The sequence below is a fragment of the Haloferax sp. YSSS75 genome (assembly GCF_046764215.1).
GTDB lineage: Archaea > Halobacteriota > Halobacteria > Halobacteriales > Haloferacaceae > Haloferax.
This window is the reverse complement of record NZ_CP177206.1, coordinates 2,236,269-2,251,492: the sequence shown is the minus strand read 5'-3', so window position 1 is coordinate 2,251,492 and position 15,224 is coordinate 2,236,269. Positions and strand designations below refer to the sequence as shown.

Sequence of the window (15,224 nt, the reverse complement as noted above, 5' to 3'; positions counted from 1 at the left end):
TCTGTGCGTACAGTTAACATGGCAACCACAGCAGGGCCCCACCCATCCGCTCCCGACCCCGACGAGTTTCGTGACCTCGGCTATCGGACGGTCGATATCATCGCGGAGTACTTCGAGCAGGTCGACGAACTGCCGGTCTTCCCTGCCAAACAGCAACCAGCGGTCGAAGCGACGTTCGACGAACCGTTGCCAGAGACCGGGCAGGACCCACAGGAGATACTGAACGCGTGGCCCGAGCAGGTGCTTCCGAACTCGACTCACGTCGGGTCACCGCGATACTTCGGGTACGTCATGGGTTCCGGGACGACGATGGGCGTCCTCGCAGAGGCGCTCGCCGCCTCGGTCAACATGAACGTCGGCGGGTGGAAACCAGCGCCGGCGGCGACCGAAATCGAACGACAGACGATAGAGTGGGTCGCCGAGATGATTGGCTACCCCACCGACTGCGGCGGGATGTTCACGAGTGGTGGCACGATGGCGAATCTGACGGGGATTCTCACCGGCCTCCGGTCGACGGCGGGGTACGATACGAAATCCCGTGGACTTCAATCGGGTGACCGTCCCGGCCGCTTCACCATCTACATGGCCGACCACGAAGGGCACTCGTCTATCTACCGAGTCGCGGAAATCCTCGGCCTCGGCGCGGACGCGGTCCGACTCGTCCCGAGTCACGACGACTTCACGATGGACGTCGACGCCCTCGTCGAACGACTCGACCAGGACGAAGCAAACGGGGACGTGCCGTTCTGTGTCGTCGCACAGGTCGGGTCGATAAACGTCGGTGCTATCGACCCACTGGAAGCGATTGCCGACGTCTGTGCAGAGCGAGATATCTGGTTCCACGCCGACGGTGCGTGCGGTGCAGTCGGGGCGATTCTCCCCGAGAAACGCCCACAGTACGCCGGGTTGGAGCGTGCGAACTCCGTGACACTCGACCCTCACAAGTGGCTCTCTATCCCCTACGAATGTGGCTGTATTCTCGTTCGGGACCCCTCGGCGATGCAACGGTCGTTCACCATGCACGCCTCCTACCTGGAAGGAACCGAGCGGACGCCCTACGAGGGACTGGATTACTACGAACTCGGGCCGCAGATGTCGCGTGGATTCCGGGCGTTGAAAGTCTGGATGAGTCTGAAACACCTCGGTGTCGAGGGGTATCGGACGCGCCTCTCACAGTCCATTCGGTGTACAGAGCATCTCGACGCCAGAGTCCGCGACGCCGACGACTTCGTCGCACTCCACGAACCGAACCTCTACCTGTATTCGTTCCAGTACGCCCCGCCAGACCTTCAGGCGGCCGCCACGGAGGGGGCGGAACGTCGCGAGGCAGTCGACGAGTATCTCGACGCGCTCAACCAGCGAATCGCGGACGAAATCCAACTCAGCGACGTCGCGTTCGTCATGACGACGTCGATACACGGCAGAACAGTCCTGCGATTCTCCATCTGTAGCCACCGAACTACGACCGACGACATCGACCGGACGTTCGAGACGCTTCGCGACATCGGAACCCGGGAGGACGCGACACTTCGCGAGACGTTCGGACTGGCGGTGTAGTCGGACCCTCGTGGCGTCTTCCGCCCTCGAACCGCGCTGAACTGAACCTACCTGACGATAGTGACCGGCACGGGACTGCGTCGGACGACTTCTTCTGCGACGCTGCCGAGGATGATACGTGAGACGCCAGTCCGCCCGTGACTGCCCATCACGACGTGGTCGTAGTCGGCGTCGTCGGCCAACAGGTCGACGATGGCTTTCTCCGGGTTGCCGACGGCAATCTCCTCTCCGACCACCTGGTCGCTGTCGACCAGTCCGACCTCTGCTTTCGCGTTGGCGAACGTCTCACGTGCCTCGCGTTTCTCGTCTTGGAACCACTCTTCGGTCCCGCTGAGCGCTCGTTCTCTGTAATCTGCATCCGCCGGGTTGATGACGTGTACCAGCGTGAATCGGGCGTCTGGCCACTCTTCGGTCGCAAAACGGAGTGCGGAGACCGACTGGGGCGACCCATCGACGGGGACGAGGACGTGTTCGGCCATACTGTCGACTACTCGGCGGTGGGTCAAAAACCCGCACGACGAAATCGGCGTCTCCTCAGTCGCCGTGCCGGGTCACACAGGTCGAGAGTCCCTTCAATTCGACCGGTTCGGAGTTGTCCGGGGAGTAGACGACCATCTGTCCTTTCTCCATGTACGGCACCTTGTCTTCGAGGTTCGGTGGGATGTTGACGCTCTTGATGGCGTCTTCGTCGCCGAGGTTGAGGACGACTTTGCTGTTGATTTGCTTGAACACCGGGTCGGCGATGTCCTGTGGGTCCTGCGTGATGAGGAACAGGCCGAGGCGCTCTTTTCGCCCCTGTTTGGCCGCCTCGGTGAACTTCTCGATGACCTTCCGCGCCTGGACGGTGTCGGCGTTGGTCAGGAAGTTGTGTGCTTCGTCCATCCCGAGGACGAGCGGTGTCTCCTTGATGCGTTCGCTCGACGGGTCGTTCGACAGTTTGTCGTCGATGAGCATCGCGGAGACGGCGAGGACGAACAGTTCCTTCGCCCGACTCGACGAGAGGTGGTAAGTCGGGACGACGGTGAGGCCACCGGGGCGGACGAGTTCGTGGTCGAGGTCCGTGATGGGGCGAGCGTCCTGGTCGAACACGCCGTCGGGGACGCCTCTGACGCGTCGCTTTACCGCGTCGAACGTCGCTTCGTGGACGCGACCAGACTCGTCGAGTTCCTCTTTGAGCGCCGGGTCGTCGAGGAAGGTCAGGAACTCTCGGTAGGTCCCGCCGTCACCGTAACTGCGGAAGAACCGGTTCAAGAGTTCGAGGAGCGCGGGATACTGGTTTTCGTTGAGGCTACTCCCGGCGACCAACCACGGCAGGTCACGCGCCATCGAGAAGGGGATGGTGAACTCCAACTGCTCTGCTCTGTGGTTCGACCCCGGATACGACGACCCGGCCATCTTCGGGACGAGTGCGAGCGTGTCGTCGTGACCGCCGTGGGCGATGCCCTCTCGCTCGTAGCGACGCGCCGTGTCGGCGTCCATGCCGGGGTTGTCGTCGTGCATCTGTGCGTACTCGTCTTGCGGGTCGAACTGTACGACTGCGGTCTGTACCTCGCGTCCGTCGTCCATCTCGTAGGTCCGCGCCGACGAGAGATACTGCCGGATGATGTTCTTCGACGCGTGGGTCTTTCCGGACCCCGTGCCACCGGCGACGAGCGTGTGGCGGAACACGAGTGGGTCGCCGTCGGTGTAGTCGTCTTTCAGGCGGTAGTCGATAGTCGGCGGTTGGGCCGCGGTCCGAACCTTCTCGCCACCGACGGAGAGGTGGCCGAGGAAGACGCCGTCTTCCGGAATCTTCAGTCCGGTCTTGATTTGCGTCGCGTCGTTGGCCTCGCCCACCGTCGCTCCGGGTTTGGGCACCCGGTCTACCATCCGCCGCTTGAGTTCGCCGCCGTCGGAAAAGAGGACGGCGATGGGTTCGAGTTCGGCCATGAACTTGTAGTCGCGTTCTTCGAACTCGTCGGAGGGTCTGCGCATCGCCCGGCGGGCGTGAATCTCCGTCGCGTCGTCGGCCTGAAACTCCTGTGCGTATTCGAGGGCGACGATGCGACAAAACAGGTCTTCGCCGTCCGGATAGGGGACGATGAGATACGTTCCGAGACGGACGTGTTCGCGGTTGCCGGCAGTGACGAACGCGCGAAGCGTCGTTCGTTCCCGGTCTTCGGAGACGCGGAGTCCCTGCGAGACGGCAATCGCTCCGACACCGCGTTCGGTTCCGACCGGGTCGGCGTCGTACTCGTCGAATTCGAGTCCGCGTTCGTCGCTCGTCGCCGCGTCGGCGGTGTTCGACGCCGGTGTGTCCTCGCCGTCGTCGCTGCGGGTCGTGTCGGTGTCGGTGCGCTCCGAGGGACGGTGACCCTCGCGTTCGCCTCGGTCTGTCTCGTCGGTATCGTCGCCGACGAAATCCTCGAAGTCCCGCAGGTCGGTCATGTCCAAAGGCTTGCAGGCGGCGTGTAAAAATCCTCACGTCGCGTCGGCGTGGTATCGTCGCGCTCCCACGGACGATTTTTCTGTCTCGCCTGCCTAGCAGTGTCCATGCTTTTGGTCCGCGGACACGGCGGGGGAACGGCGCTCACGGGAACGATATTCGAGCGGGGGGAGGAACCGCCGACGTACCGGGGGGCACCCAACGAAGCGGCACCCTACGTCTGGGTTTGCGACGAATTCTACGAAGTCGAAAGCGGCGGGACAGAGACCGAAATCGACGGGCGAACCATTCGGGTGGCGTTCGACACGCCGATGCCTCGCGGATTCGACACGCGCGAACAGGCGCTCGACGCGGCGAAAGACCACATCCGAACCCAGTTCGCCCGCGTCGGCGTCGACACCGACGACGTCCGAATCGAGGTGGTGAGACCGGACGAAGAAGGGACCCCCGAAGAGACGGCGTAGGTCACTCGTCGGCGTCGACCCACCGGATGTTGTCGTAGCTCTTCATCTGGTCCGACGAGAGGCGGTCCGAGAGTTTTCGTCTGAGTGCGGCTTTCTCACCGACACTCACTCGCGCCAACTCGTCGGCTTTCTCGACTGCGAGCGGTGGGCCACGCGTCGCGGCAACGTCGCGGACGATGTGGTGCATCAGGTTCTCGCGCGTCGCTTCGTCCTTCGTGAACGCGTACGGCGCTTCCACCCGGTAGCAGACGTCGGTCCGTGGGTCGTACAAGACGAAGAACGTCAGCGTATACTGTTCTGGGTCGAGCGACCGGTCGACGTCGAACGCCTCGCCCTCGGCGCTCATCTGTCGGTCCGACCCGCCGCGGGAGACGAACCAGTTGGTGAACGTCAGTGCCTCGGTCTGCCGGTCTTCGGACTCCGGCCCGTCGCGTCGTTCGAGCAGGTTGACGAAGAAGGCGGCGTCGTCTACCCACGGGACGTCGCCAGATTTCTCCTCGCGGAAGTGCTGTTGGAGCGTCCGCACGATGTGTTTCGCTCCGGGATTCTTGACGAATCCGGCGAGCGGAACGTCGCGTTCGACGAATCGCTCGACCAGACGGACGTAGTTCTCGACGATTGCTTTCGGTTTCGCGTCGCGTGCGAGGTCCCTGAGTTCGGCGTCTCGGTCACGCCAGTTGAGGAGTTCTTTCGGGTAGACCGGCCCGTCGAGGATGAGGAGGTCGGAGACGGCGTCGGCGTGATGCAGTGCGTGTTCGCTCTCGGCGAGATACAGCGACAGCGCGTGGACGACGCCCTCCGCGTACCGGTTGACGCGAGGCGCACGCAGGACGCGTTTGCGGACGTAGCCCTCGTCGGATTTCTGCCACTCGTCGGTGTCGAACACCGAATACGAGTCGCGGGTGTGGGCCGTCATGACGATAGAGCGGGCGCGGTGGAGTTCGAGGTCGGACGGTTCGGCCGCCATCGCGGCGTGTGCGACGTCGAGAACGAGGCCGTTTTTGAACGTCGTCGGGTTGATGGTCCCCGAGTCGAGGCCGTGGACCGTCGGAAACGGCGTGTCGGTGAGTGCGACGTCGTCGACGTTGGCGGCGTTGAGGCGCTGTTCGCCGAGGGGTTCGACGACCGGTCGTCCGCCACCGGGGCGCGAAAGCGGGTCGAGCCACGATTCCCACACCGTCCGCGCGAGGTCGGCGTAATCGGTGTCGTCGACGGAGTCGGCGATGGAACTCGCCATCGACGCGATGTCGTCGACGTGGACGGGGTCGAGCGTCATATCTCGGCGTCGTCGCCGACGGTGAAAAAGCCGCCCGTCTCCCGACGTGTCGGCCCCGGGTCCTGTTCCCGGCACGCTCTTATCGCTTCGTTACCAACCAACCGACGACGATGTCAGTCACCGCGGTCGGGTTCGACCTCGACTACACACTCGCAGTTCCGACGCGGGACCGCGAGACCATTCTCTCGGAGGCAGCAGCGGCGGCAGGCGCGCCATCGCTGTCTCGAGAGGCGTATCTCCGGGCACACCAAGAAAACCTCACACGCGAGACGCGTGCTCCAATCTTCGAGTCACTCCTCGAAGAACACGACTCGCCGGTGGACGCCGAGCACGTCGCGACTGCCTACCGCGAGCGCATCACGGACGCCGTCGTTCCGGTCGACGGCGTCGAAGCGATGCTCACCGGTCTTCGGACGACCTATCGCATCGGCTTGCTCACGAACGGCCCAGTCGTCGCACAGGAGGACAAACTCGCCAAACTCGGATGGTTCGACGCCTTCGATACGGCGCTCGTCACGGGGTCGCTCCCCGCGGGGAAACCCGACGTTCGGGCCTTCGAAGCACTCCTCGACGGCCTCGACACCGCACCAGAAGAGACCGTCTACGTCGGCGATAGCGTCCACCACGACATCGCCGGCGCGGACAACGCCGGGATGATTCCGATACAGGTGGTCGGCGAGGGGTGCGACGACCCGGACCCCCGCGCTGTCGCCCACATCCCTCGTGAGAGGTTGCCGACGGAACTCCCCGAACTGCTCGCAGACCTCTAACTACGCAGTCTCGTCGCGGTAGTCCGGTTCGTCTCCTGTCGCATCTGTGTCGAGCGCTTCGACCAGCGCACGGAAGGCGGGCAGTATCCACTTCACCTGCGCGCCGTCTTCGACGAAGACGAGCGTTCGCGGGGGACGAACCGCTTTTGGACGCACCCGCAGGCCCTCCTCGCTCGCCGCCTCGGCGGTCACGTCGGGATGAGCGAGAAACTCCACGCGGGCGCGGTCAGGTTGGACGTACACCTCTGCGACGCGTTCGTCAGCGTCGGCGGCGGCGACTGCGTAGGCGAGCGCACCGTCGTCGGTCGGTTCGACGTCGGTGTCGGCATCGACTACCGAGAGCGTCGCGAACGCCGCTTCGTGGCCGGTCAGTTCGGACGCGAGAAGTTGCGCGATTCGTGTGCCGTCGGTGAGTCTGTCCACGACCATAGCCGTAGTTACACGGGGGATGGTTTCGGCGTGTCGTTTCTGTCGAACCACTTTAGGACGTGCCAACACAGCACACGGCGTATGAAGCGACGAACTGTCCTCGGTCTCGTCGTCACCGGGAGCGTCGGCGGCTGTCTCGGTACCGGTGGCGGCCCGCCACCTGAGGAGGTAGTCGCCTTCGACGAGTTGCCGTCGGAGGCACAGACGGAGTTCGAGACGGTGCTGCGCGAGGGCGGCCTCCACAAGTGCGACGTCGCGCTCTTGGACGTCGAGGAGTCGTACGTCGAGTACGAGGGCGACTACTATTCGGTCGTCGTTCAGCAGGGTGACGGGAACGAGGATGAACCCTGCAACGACTACTTCGTACAGGTCGAGAGCGTAGACCTGTCTTCTTGACCGTCGCTACTCCGACAGGCCCTGTTTCGCTTTCGTGGCCGCGTCGTCCACGTCGACACCGTTCTCGCGGGCGAAGAGGACAGCGGCGGCCTCTGCGGTCACACCGAGTCTGGACTGTCGTTCGTTGATGCTGGCGACAGCGTCCTGTTTTTCGAGGCCGGCAGCGACGCACGCGTCGAGAATCTGTTCGAACGCGGACTGCTCGCGGAGGACAGAGGCGTCGGGTTCGAACTCTTCGGGTATCTGCACGTCGGCGGGGTCGAACGTCGCGACGACTTCGTCGTCGTCGCGCTCGACGAGGCCACGTCCCGCGGCAAGGTCGATGAGACGCTTCGCCTGGTCGGGTGAAAACCAGTCACGGTCGAGGGACAGGGCGACGACGAACTCGCCTTCGCCGAGACGAGTCGCCCCGTGCTGGCGAAAGGGAACGGCGACGGTAACGTCGAGACTCATCGGTTCGACGGCCGGTGCGCGTGACCTAAACGGTTTGTGTTGCGTCCGGGGCCCCACCCTGAGATGACACCCATCGACAAGAGCCGATTCGAGCGATTCAAGTAGTCACCGAGGTTTTTACCCCGTATGAAGGACCAAGGACGCTCCAAGCGGAAGCGGACCGGTGGACGACTCAAGCCGTCGTCGAACAAGAAGCGCTACCAGCTGGGTCGCGAACCCGCCGCCACGACGGTCGGCGAACCCCGATTCCAGGTCATCGACTCCCGCGGCAACAACGAGAAGTTCCGCACGCTCTCGACCAACGTCGCACAGGTCGCCGACGGCGCAGAGGTCACACAGGCCGACATCGAAGGCGTCATCGACAACCCGTCGAACGTCAACTACGCCCGCCGTAACATCATCACGAAAGGCTCCATCATCGACACGAGTGCCGGTCAGGCCCGCGTCACGTCCCGCCCCGGGCAGGACGGACAGGTCAACGCAGTCCTCCTCGACGAGGAGTAACTCTCTCTTACCGCGTCGGATTTCCGCGCGGTTCCCCGTTCGATACACTGAGAGCGACAGCAGTCGATTGACGGTCTGAACAGTCGAAAATAGAGCCAGAACAGCGGCGTCTTCAGGGCGTCGGCGCGGCTTTCTGGAGCGCCGTCTCGGCGATGTTTCCACCGTAGTCGGCGCTGCGGGAAATCGAGTCCACGACGAGTCCGAGCAGTTGGGCGCGGGCAGGGTCGAGGTTGCGGAGGAGTTCGTCGATTTTGCGAGCACTCTCGTCGATAGCCTGCACAGATTCGCGAGACTCGTTCGCGAGTCGGGTCGCCTCGTTGCTGTCTTCGGCGAAGAGCGCGTCCATCCCGCCGTTGACGACTTCTTCGACGTCTTCGAACAGTTCCTCCATCGCTCTGATGATATCCTCACCGACCGGTTGTTCGAAGTTCAACGAGAGGTGTGCAATCTTCGTCGCGTGGTCTGCGATGCGTTCGAGTTGGCGGGCGGCGGATTGGTAGTCGAAACAGACCTCCCGGGGCAAGCCGAGTTCTTCTGCTGCTTTCGGGGTGCGGAGCGTGGCACGGAAGATACGCGAGACGACCATCCAGAGGCGGTCCACGTCGTCGTCGCGCTGGATGACGTCGTGTGCGAGGTCTTCGTCCTGCTCGGCGATGGCGGCGATGGCGTCTTCGAGCATCGACATCGCGATGAGTCGCATCCGCGTGACCGCGTTGTGAATCGAGAGTTCCGAGGAGTCGAGCAAGTCGCGGATGACGACTCGGTCACGGGTCTCTTCTAAGACTTCGAGGCCGACGAGACTCTGTGTGGCCTCGCGAATCGTCCGTCGCTGGTCGGTCGTGATTCGCGAACTCTCCAGTGCGATGATGTCGAACCCGCTGACGTACATCGTCATGACCGCGCGCGTGAGTTCGTCTCCTTCGAGGTCCGTGATGTCGAGGGTGCCCTCGGTCCGTTCTTCTTCAGACCGCGGGGTCAAGAACAACGAGTCCCCTTCCGGGTAGAATTCGACTTCACTCCCGGCAGAGACGCCGTTCTCGGTCGCCCAGTCTTTGGGGATAGAGACGGTGTAGGTGGACCCGCCCGTCACCTGCACCTTTCGGGTTTCGACCATACGGGCTTCTGGTGCGCTTCACACAATAAATCTGTCTATGACTATATATCGGAGTCCGATTTTCCCATCACTCTCGCAACGGTGCGGTATCCAACGTGTCGGTGGAGAGATTCTATACGGTGACGTTTCCTGTAGGCTGACAGACGGATGATTACCCGGTCGCCACCGTGACGAACTGTGTCTCCCGTTCGGGTGCCCTCTGGGTGCGGAAGGGTTGGAGGACTTTCGGGCTGCTGTCCACGTGACAACTTCGCATGCCACACATTACAGAATGTAGCACTATATAGTTGTCATAGCAGGGTATTTACCCCCAAATCGATTCGAAATCGATGATGAGGAGCAACTCGGACGTCCTATCCCGGCGTAAGTTCCTAGTTGCGTCGGGTGCGGCCGGTCTCGCTGGGCTGGCTGGCTGTATCGAAGAGAACACTTCGGGAGATGGTGGCAACTCGGGCGGTGGTTCTGGCGGCACCGAGGGTTCGGGTACGACCGGCGGCAGCGACCTTTCGGGTTCTGTCGACATCGCCGGGTCCTCTACCGTCTTCCCGCTCGCGACGACGATGTCCGAACGGTTCCAGACGAACCACCCCGACGTCAACATCAACGTCCAGTCGACGGGGTCCGGCGGTGGGTTCGCGAACTACTTCTGTCCCGGACAGACGGACTTCAACAACGCCTCGCGGCCCATCAAACCTGAAGAAGAAGAGCAGTGTTCTGCAAGTACTGTCGAACCGGTCGAGTTGAAGGTCGCCACCGACGCACTCACCGTCATCGTCAACAACGACAACGACTTCATCGGTGAGGGACTCACCGTCGAGCAACTGGAGACCATCTTCTCTGCCGAGACGAAACCGACGGTCTGGTCGGACATCGACTCCGACTGGCCCGACGAGGAAATCGAAATCTTCGGCCCCACTGACGCTTCCGGTACCTACGACTACTTCATCGAGGCAATCCTCGGCGAGGAGGGTCCGAGTCACCGCCAAGACTACTCGGCGACCGAACAGGACCGCACCATCATTCAGGGAGTCGAAGGCTCGAAGTACGCTATCGGTTACATGGGCTACGCCTACTACAGCGAGAACCAAGACAGTGTGCAGGCAGTCGCCGTCGACGACGGTGACGGCTACGTCGAACCGTCGCTCGACACGGCGCTCTCCGGCGATTACACCCCGCTGTCGCGTCCGCTCTTCACCTACATCTCTAAGCAAGCACTCGCGAGGAAACCCGTCGCCGAGTTCGCACGCTACTGGCTACGCAACGCCACGAGCAAGGAACTCGTCGCCGACGAAGTCGGATACGTCCCGCTCAGTTACAAGGAACAGGCCGGGATGCTCGCCACCCTCAATTCGGCAATCGAAGAGGCGAACTGAACTACTGATGGCAGAATAGGCTCCCAAAGTACGTTTTCAACTTCCACCAACCACAAAAAACAATGAGCACAGATGACCTCGAATCCGACCTCACGCGGAAGACGGAGAACTCCCCGCGTGAGTTGCTGACGCGGTCGTTTTTCTTCTTGTGCGCGGCGCTATCCGTCGTGACGACCATCAGCATCGTCGCACTCCTCGTCACCGAGGCGGCGAAGTTCTTCAGTATCACTGCCCCGTTGATGGGTGTAACGGGAGAAACGGCCTCCGTCATCGACTTCCTCACGGGGACGACGTGGCAAATCAACAGCCAGGAGTTCGGCGTACTGGCGCTCGTCTCTGCGACGATGATGATTACCATCGGGTCGGCGATTATCGCGCTTCCGCTGGGTGTCGCGACGGCGATTTACCTGAGCGAGTACGCGAGTCCGCAGGCACGGTCGGTTCTCAAGCCCGCACTCGAGATTCTCGCTGGCGTCCCCACCGTTGTCTACGGGTTCTTCGCTCTCATCTACATCACGCCCGCAATTGGGGTCATTCTGCCGAGTATCGGGACGTTCAACGTCCTCTCGGCCAGCATCGTCGTCGGTATCATGATTATCCCGATGGTCGCGTCCATCTCTGAAGACGCGATGTCCGCCGTCCCCGACGACTTGCGGCAGGCCGGATACGGGATGGGTGCCACGAAGTTCGACGTCTCGACGGGCATCGTCGTTCCGGCGGCACTCTCGGGCATCTTCTCGTCGTTCATCCTCGCCCTCTCGCGTGCCATCGGTGAGACGATGGCCGTCACCGTCGCCGCAGGTGCACAGGCGAAGTTCCTCAACCCACTCGACCCGACGTCGTATCTCGAAGGCGCACTGCCGATGACGGCGGCGATGGTCCAACTGCTCACCGGTGACATCACCGGTGGTGGACTGGCCTACCGCAGTCTGTTCGCGATTGGTCTCGTGCTCTTCGTTATCACGCTCATCATGAACATCATCAGCGACTACGTCGCACAGAAATACCGGGAGGCGTACTGAGATGGCAACACAGAGCGACACAATCGAGTCGTTCGGTCAGGTCAGTCGCCGGGCCGGCGTCATCTTCCGATACCTGCTGATGGGCGCGACGATGTTCGGTATCGTCACGCTGGCCATCCTCCTCGTCTACGTCGCGAACGACGCACTCCAACCGCTCACCGCTGACCTCGGGTGGTATCTCGTCTTCTTCCTCACACTCGTCGCACCGGCGACGCTCGTCGGTGCGTACCTCCTCCGGACGAACGTCGAGGCGTTCAAACTCGGCGCGCTCGTCGTCGGGATGCTGGCGGTGACACTGATGTTCAGTGGCGGTGTCGCCATCCTCTTCGTCGATATCGTCCCACCGCTCGTCAGCCTCTCGTACGCAGTCGGTCTCGTGGTCCCACTCGCGGCCGTCGTCCTCATGACGAAGTACGAAGACCTGATTCCGTTCACCGTGCGTGTCGCGGCGACGGGCGTCATCTTCTTCCTCTCGCTGTTCGGTATCCCGGGGTACTACCTCAGTATTCCAGAGATAGTGCGTATACTCCCGTACGTCCCCACCGAGTGGACCATCATCACCTACCTCTTCGGTGGCGGTGTCGCAATCGCTGTCGGCCTGTACTTCGCTCGCATCCAAGAGAGCAAGCGTGCAGGACTCGTCGCTGGCGCCACCGCACTCACGGTGACCGGTGTGGTCGCCGCCTCTGGGTACTTCACTGGCGTCACTCCGGTGGCACTCGCCGTCGTCACCGCGGGTGCGTTCGTCCCGACTGCGGCGTACGCCGGTGGGGCCGCACTCACACGCGAACGAGAACGCGCCGGCCTGGTCTTCGCGGCAGTCGTCATCTTCGGGTCGCTCGTCGGTGCCGTCGCCGTCGACGCACTCGGCTTCGCCGGCCCACAGTCGTGGGTCGACTGGCAGTTCCTCACGAGTGCGCACAGCGGGACCGCAGAGAACGCCGGTCTCTACCCGGCCATCGGTGGCTCGATTCTACTCATGATTACCGTCGCGGCGCTCTCGTTCCCGCTCGGCGTCGGTGCCGCGGTGTACCTCGAAGAGTACGCACCGGACAACGTCTTCACTCGCTTTATCGACGTCAACATCTCGAACCTCGCCGGCGTCCCCTCCGTCGTCTACGGGTTGCTCGGCCTCGGTGTGTTCGTCACCTACCTCGGCCAACCGACCGGAACGGTTCTCATCGGCGGTGCGACGCTCGCACTGCTCATCTTGCCCATCGTCATCATCTCCTCTCGTGAGGCGATTCGCTCCGTCCCGAGTGAGATGCGACAGGCGTCCTACGGGATGGGCGCGACGCGCTGGCAGACGGTCAAGAACGTCGTCCTCCCGGAGGCGTTCCCCGGTATCCTCACCGGGACGATTCTCGCACTGGGCCGGGCAATCGGTGAAACCGCCCCACTCATCATGATTGGGGCCCCGAACGTCCTGTTCAGTCTGCCGACCGAACTCAGCTCGAAAGTCAGCGCGATGCCCCTGCAGGTGTACGCGTGGTCGAGTCTGTTCGCCAGCGAGGACTTCTACACCAAGGCGGTGCCAGCGGGTGTCGTCGTGTTGGTCGCGGTTCTCCTCGCGATGAACTCCGTCGCTATCGTCCTCAGGAACAAGTTCGAAAGTGAAAGTTAATACACACTCATGAGCCAAAAAGACAAATCAGCAGAGGTTGAAACGTCAGATATGACCGGGACAGAGGACCCGACGAACGACGAGATGCTCGTCCAGACGGACGTCAGCGATGGGCTGTCTTCGTCCGCGTCGGGTGCGAAAATGAAGGCGGAGACCATCATCCGGGCCGAGGACGTCAACGTCTGGTACGGTGACGAACAGGCGCTCCAGAACATCTCGATGGAGATTCCCGAAAACAGCGTCACCGCGATGATTGGCCCGTCGGGGTGTGGCAAGTCCACGTTCCTCCGGTGTATCAACCGGATGAACGACCTCATCGACGTCGCCCGCGTCGAAGGGAAACTGACGCTCCGCGGGAAGAACGTCTACGACGACGACGTCGACCCGGTCGCACTCCGTCGTCGCGTCGGGATGGTCTTCCAGAAGCCGAACCCCTTCCCGAAGAGCATCTACGACAACGTCGCCTACGGGCTGAACATTCAGGACATCGACGGCGACTACGACGAAATCGTCGAAGAGTCGCTCAAGCGCGCCGCCCTCTGGGACGAAGTCAAAGACCGACTCGACGAGTCGGGTCTCGACCTCTCCGGCGGGCAACAACAGCGTCTCTGTATCGCCCGCGCTATCGCGACGGACCCGGAAGTCCTCCTGATGGACGAACCTGCGTCCGCACTCGACCCGGTCGCAACCTCGCAAATCGAGGACCTCGTCGAGGAACTCGCCGAGGACTACACCGTCGTCATCGTCACCCACAACATGCAACAGGCGGCCCGCATCTCGGACAAAACCGCCGTGTTCCTCACGGGCGGCGAACTCGTGGAGTTCGACGACACGCAGAAAATCTTCGAGAACCCCGAGAGCCAACGCGTCGAAGATTACATCACTGGCAAGTTCGGATAACTTCACCTCACCCTCGGCCCGCTGGATTCCAATCCGGGATTCAGCCTCGTCTTTCAGGGACGTTCGCATCACCCAGATGCGCTCGAAACTGAGAGCAACACAAGGAATTTTACGACCCCTCACGGAACAACAAATATGGCCCGCAATACGTACCAAACCCGACTCAACGAACTCGAAGAGGACGTCCTCTACCTCTCAGAGCTCGTCGCAGAGCGCGTCCGGTTCGCGCTCGACGCGCTCGAAGACAAGGACGAGACAAAAGCACAGGAAGTCATCGAAGGCGACCACGAAATCAACCGCATCTACCTGGACCTCGAAAAGGACTGCATCGACCTGCTCGCGCTCCAGCAACCCGTCGCGGGTGACCTCCGGTTCATCACCGCCTCGTTCAAAATCATCACCGACCTCGAACGCATCGGTGACCTCGCGACGAATCTCGCTGGCTACGCCATCGACGCCGAGAAAGACGTCTACCCGGAAGTCGACATCCGCCGAATCGGTGACGCCGCACTCGACATGGTCGACCAGGCCATGGACGCCTACGAGAGCGAGGACTCGGAGCTCTGTCGCTCCGTCGCAGACCGTGACGACGATATCGACGAGATGTGTTCGAACGCCTCGCAGACCGTCGTTCGCGACCTGATGACGAGCGACGACTTCGAAGGCGACGGTGACATCGAACCCGAGGAGTTCCTCGTGGACGTTCGCCGCCTCCTCCTGACGATTCGTGACCTCGAACGCATCGGTGACCACGCGGTCAACGTCGCGGCGCGGACGCTCTACATGATAGACAACGACGACGAGTTACTCTTCTAACGCCGCTGCGGCTTTCTTCTCTGTGGACGTTCGTCGGCCGGGGCCAACGCTGGCCGACGAGAGACGAACGAGAACAGAGCGACGCGACAGGGACGACGCCC

Annotated in this window: 16 protein-coding genes; 10 read left to right on the top strand and 6 right to left on the bottom strand. The window is 62.4% G+C overall.

What is annotated here, in order from left to right; genetic code table 11:
* Nucleotides 1-18: 18 nt before the first annotated feature.
* Entirely contained in the window at nucleotides 19-1,557 is a 1,539-nt protein-coding gene (locus ACK3R5_RS11905) for a pyridoxal phosphate-dependent decarboxylase family protein (protein ID WP_411967098.1), read from the top strand.
* A gap of 47 nt (nucleotides 1,558-1,604) precedes the next feature.
* Here the strand turns inward: ACK3R5_RS11905 and ACK3R5_RS11900 are convergent, their stop codons facing one another.
* Nucleotides 1,605-2,036, bottom strand: a complete 432-nt coding sequence (locus tag ACK3R5_RS11900; RefSeq protein ID WP_411967097.1) for a universal stress protein — start codon at nucleotides 2,034-2,036, stop codon at nucleotides 1,605-1,607.
* Nucleotides 2,037-2,091: 55 nt separating this feature from the next.
* The gene (locus tag ACK3R5_RS11895; RefSeq protein ID WP_411967096.1) at nucleotides 2,092-3,984 is read right to left on the bottom strand and encodes an ATP-binding protein; all 1,893 of its coding nucleotides are present in this window, start codon (nucleotides 3,982-3,984) and stop codon (nucleotides 2,092-2,094) included.
* Nucleotides 3,985-4,089: 105 nt separating this feature from the next.
* On the opposite strand from ACK3R5_RS11895, the gene ACK3R5_RS11890 reads away from it, so the two are divergent.
* Nucleotides 4,090-4,446, top strand: a complete 357-nt coding sequence (locus tag ACK3R5_RS11890) for a hypothetical protein (protein ID WP_411964267.1) — start codon at nucleotides 4,090-4,092, stop codon at nucleotides 4,444-4,446.
* Nucleotide 4,447: 1 nt separating this feature from the next.
* On the opposite strand, the gene ACK3R5_RS11885 is transcribed toward ACK3R5_RS11890, so the two are convergent.
* Entirely contained in the window at nucleotides 4,448-5,722 is a 1,275-nt protein-coding gene (locus tag ACK3R5_RS11885; protein ID WP_411964266.1) for a DNA double-strand break repair nuclease NurA, read from the bottom strand.
* Nucleotides 5,723-5,832: 110 nt separating this feature from the next.
* Here ACK3R5_RS11885 and ACK3R5_RS11880 point away from each other — a divergent pair, with 110 nt between their 5' ends.
* Entirely contained in the window at nucleotides 5,833-6,492 is a 660-nt protein-coding gene (locus tag ACK3R5_RS11880; protein ID WP_411964265.1) for an HAD family hydrolase, read from the top strand.
* Here the strand turns inward: ACK3R5_RS11880 and ACK3R5_RS11875 are convergent, their stop codons facing one another.
* Nucleotides 6,493-6,921, bottom strand: coding sequence for a hypothetical protein (locus ACK3R5_RS11875; RefSeq protein WP_411967095.1), 429 nt, complete (start codon nucleotides 6,919-6,921; stop codon nucleotides 6,493-6,495).
* An 81-nt stretch (nucleotides 6,922-7,002) separates the two neighbouring features.
* On the opposite strand from ACK3R5_RS11875, the gene ACK3R5_RS11870 reads away from it, so the two are divergent.
* Nucleotides 7,003-7,317, top strand: a complete 315-nt coding sequence (locus ACK3R5_RS11870) for a hypothetical protein (protein WP_411967094.1) — start codon at nucleotides 7,003-7,005, stop codon at nucleotides 7,315-7,317.
* A 6-nt stretch (nucleotides 7,318-7,323) separates the two neighbouring features.
* On the opposite strand, the gene ACK3R5_RS11865 is transcribed toward ACK3R5_RS11870, so the two are convergent.
* Nucleotides 7,324-7,770: a DUF2240 family protein gene (locus tag ACK3R5_RS11865; protein WP_411967093.1), complete on the bottom strand. Its 447-nt coding sequence runs from the start codon at nucleotides 7,768-7,770 to the stop codon at nucleotides 7,324-7,326.
* Nucleotides 7,771-7,896: 126 nt separating this feature from the next.
* Between ACK3R5_RS11865 and ACK3R5_RS11860 the strand changes: the two genes are divergently transcribed.
* The gene (locus tag ACK3R5_RS11860; RefSeq protein ID WP_411964261.1) at nucleotides 7,897-8,274 is read left to right on the top strand and encodes a 30S ribosomal protein S8e; all 378 of its coding nucleotides are present in this window, start codon (nucleotides 7,897-7,899) and stop codon (nucleotides 8,272-8,274) included.
* A 112-nt stretch (nucleotides 8,275-8,386) separates the two neighbouring features.
* Here ACK3R5_RS11860 and ACK3R5_RS11855 read toward each other — a convergent pair whose 3' ends face one another.
* Nucleotides 8,387-9,388, bottom strand: a complete 1,002-nt coding sequence (locus tag ACK3R5_RS11855) for a PhoU domain-containing protein (protein WP_411964260.1) — start codon at nucleotides 9,386-9,388, stop codon at nucleotides 8,387-8,389.
* Between the two features lie 329 nt (nucleotides 9,389-9,717).
* On the opposite strand from ACK3R5_RS11855, the gene ACK3R5_RS11850 reads away from it, so the two are divergent.
* The 5 genes from ACK3R5_RS11850 to phoU all read left to right on the top strand — a co-directional run bounded on the left by ACK3R5_RS11850 (nucleotide 9,718) and on the right by phoU (nucleotide 15,123).
* Nucleotides 9,718-10,761 (top strand): PstS family phosphate ABC transporter substrate-binding protein, encoded by a 1,044-nt coding sequence (locus tag ACK3R5_RS11850; RefSeq protein WP_411964259.1) that lies wholly within the window; start codon nucleotides 9,718-9,720, stop codon nucleotides 10,759-10,761.
* Nucleotides 10,762-10,823: 62 nt separating this feature from the next.
* Nucleotides 10,824-11,783, top strand: a complete 960-nt coding sequence (gene pstC, locus ACK3R5_RS11845) for a phosphate ABC transporter permease subunit PstC (protein WP_411964258.1) — start codon at nucleotides 10,824-10,826, stop codon at nucleotides 11,781-11,783.
* Nucleotide 11,784: 1 nt separating this feature from the next.
* The gene (pstA, locus tag ACK3R5_RS11840) at nucleotides 11,785-13,407 is read left to right on the top strand and encodes a phosphate ABC transporter permease PstA (protein WP_411967092.1); all 1,623 of its coding nucleotides are present in this window, start codon (nucleotides 11,785-11,787) and stop codon (nucleotides 13,405-13,407) included.
* 51 nt (nucleotides 13,408-13,458) lie between these two features.
* Nucleotides 13,459-14,307: a phosphate ABC transporter ATP-binding protein PstB gene (pstB, locus tag ACK3R5_RS11835; RefSeq protein WP_411964256.1), complete on the top strand. Its 849-nt coding sequence runs from the start codon at nucleotides 13,459-13,461 to the stop codon at nucleotides 14,305-14,307.
* Between the two features lie 135 nt (nucleotides 14,308-14,442).
* Nucleotides 14,443-15,123: a phosphate signaling complex protein PhoU gene (gene phoU / locus ACK3R5_RS11830; RefSeq protein ID WP_411964255.1), complete on the top strand. Its 681-nt coding sequence runs from the start codon at nucleotides 14,443-14,445 to the stop codon at nucleotides 15,121-15,123.
* Nucleotides 15,124-15,224: the final 101 nt, after the last annotated feature.

Bases quoted from the DNA above. Each gene is read 5' to 3' on its own strand.
- ACK3R5_RS11905 (WP_411967098.1), top strand. From the start codon at position 19: ATGGCAACCACAGCAGGGCCCCACCCATCCGCTCCCGACCCCGACGAG.
- ACK3R5_RS11900 (WP_411967097.1), bottom strand. From the start codon at position 2,036: ATGGCCGAACACGTCCTCGTCCCCGTCGATGGGTCGCCCCAGTCGGTC.
- ACK3R5_RS11895 (WP_411967096.1), bottom strand. From the start codon at position 3,984: ATGACCGACCTGCGGGACTTCGAGGATTTCGTCGGCGACGATACCGAC.
- ACK3R5_RS11890 (WP_411964267.1), top strand. From the start codon at position 4,090: ATGCTTTTGGTCCGCGGACACGGCGGGGGAACGGCGCTCACGGGAACG.
- ACK3R5_RS11885 (WP_411964266.1), bottom strand. From the start codon at position 5,722: ATGACGCTCGACCCCGTCCACGTCGACGACATCGCGTCGATGGCGAGT.
- ACK3R5_RS11880 (WP_411964265.1), top strand. From the start codon at position 5,833: ATGTCAGTCACCGCGGTCGGGTTCGACCTCGACTACACACTCGCAGTT.
- ACK3R5_RS11875 (WP_411967095.1), bottom strand. From the start codon at position 6,921: ATGGTCGTGGACAGACTCACCGACGGCACACGAATCGCGCAACTTCTC.
- ACK3R5_RS11870 (WP_411967094.1), top strand. From the start codon at position 7,003: ATGAAGCGACGAACTGTCCTCGGTCTCGTCGTCACCGGGAGCGTCGGC.
- ACK3R5_RS11865 (WP_411967093.1), bottom strand. From the start codon at position 7,770: ATGAGTCTCGACGTTACCGTCGCCGTTCCCTTTCGCCAGCACGGGGCG.
- ACK3R5_RS11860 (WP_411964261.1), top strand. From the start codon at position 7,897: ATGAAGGACCAAGGACGCTCCAAGCGGAAGCGGACCGGTGGACGACTC.
- ACK3R5_RS11855 (WP_411964260.1), bottom strand. From the start codon at position 9,388: ATGGTCGAAACCCGAAAGGTGCAGGTGACGGGCGGGTCCACCTACACC.
- ACK3R5_RS11850 (WP_411964259.1), top strand. From the start codon at position 9,718: ATGATGAGGAGCAACTCGGACGTCCTATCCCGGCGTAAGTTCCTAGTT.
- pstC (WP_411964258.1), top strand. From the start codon at position 10,824: ATGAGCACAGATGACCTCGAATCCGACCTCACGCGGAAGACGGAGAAC.
- pstA (WP_411967092.1), top strand. From the start codon at position 11,785: ATGGCAACACAGAGCGACACAATCGAGTCGTTCGGTCAGGTCAGTCGC.
- pstB (WP_411964256.1), top strand. From the start codon at position 13,459: ATGACCGGGACAGAGGACCCGACGAACGACGAGATGCTCGTCCAGACG.
- phoU (WP_411964255.1), top strand. From the start codon at position 14,443: ATGGCCCGCAATACGTACCAAACCCGACTCAACGAACTCGAAGAGGAC.